Origin of the sequence: Rothia mucilaginosa (assembly GCF_964211445.1) — a bacterium.
Taxonomy (GTDB): domain Bacteria; phylum Actinomycetota; class Actinomycetes; order Actinomycetales; family Micrococcaceae; genus Rothia; species Rothia mucilaginosa_E.
This window is the reverse complement of the sequence record NZ_CAXOQT010000063.1, coordinates 1-806: the sequence shown is the minus strand read 5'-3', so window position 1 is coordinate 806 and position 806 is coordinate 1. Positions and strand designations below refer to the sequence as shown.

The following is an 806-nucleotide window of genomic DNA, read 5'->3' as shown; positions in this document are numbered from 1 at the left end:
TGAGTTCTCACGCGACGAGTTGGGGGTCTGGTCATGCTGATTCCTAATGGTTTGCCGGCTCACCTGTTCTCGGCTGTGCGGGAACGGTATGCCCACGCTCGTGCCCGTGTGCAGAGCCGTGCGCTTGTCTCAGACCCGGAAGAGGGTAGTATCGCCCCGCTGATTGTGGGCATGGTGGCGTTGCTGCTGCTCATCGGTTCGGTGACGGTAGCGATTACCGGCGCGTATCTGCAGACGCAGCACCTGCAGGATATGGCGGACGCTCAGGCGAACTCGATTACCCGCACGATCCGCACTCCGGAGGAGGCGAGCGGCTCGGCGGCGTGGGAGTACGCGAGCGCGTACCTGGCTGAGGTTCAGCCGGGGCAGGATTTTCAGGCGCTACGTCTGGATAACGTGTCTGTGGATTCTGACCAGAGTGTGCACGTGTACCTGTCGGCTCGTATTCGTCCGCCGCTGCTGTCGATTGTGGTGCCTGATGGTATCGAGGTAACCGCTCACGGTTCGTCGCGTTTGAAGACGAGCCAGGGCCCGTCCAGCGACTAGCCCTTCCAACGACTAACCCGTCCAGCGACTAGCCCTTCCAACGACTAACCCGTCCAGCGACTAGAGGCGCTGTGAGCCCCATAGACTGCGAGGGTGCATCCGCAAGGTAGTGTAACGGCTAGCGGATGCGCCCTCGTTTTATGCCCTTTTAATGTCTTCGTTGGGCGTCTTCTGCCCTCTGCCTGCATCATCCTTCTGCGCTGTGGGCTGTTGCGGGCTGTAACGGCGGGACTTTCTGGCCGTTTCGCGATAGTGTTAAA

At 60.5% G+C, this 806-nt stretch carries 1 protein-coding gene; it reads left to right on the top strand.

Going from position 1 to position 806, the window contains the following annotated elements; all coding sequences use genetic code 11:
- Positions 1 to 33: 33 nt before the first annotated feature.
- Positions 34 to 546, top strand: a complete 513-nt coding sequence (locus tag AB8E48_RS08935; RefSeq protein ID WP_368886478.1) for a pilus assembly protein TadG-related protein — start codon at positions 34 to 36, stop codon at positions 544 to 546.
- Positions 547 to 806: the final 260 nt, after the last annotated feature.

Bases quoted from the DNA above. Each gene is read 5' to 3' on its own strand.
- AB8E48_RS08935 (WP_368886478.1), top strand. From the start codon at position 34: ATGCTGATTCCTAATGGTTTGCCGGCTCACCTGTTCTCGGCTGTGCGG.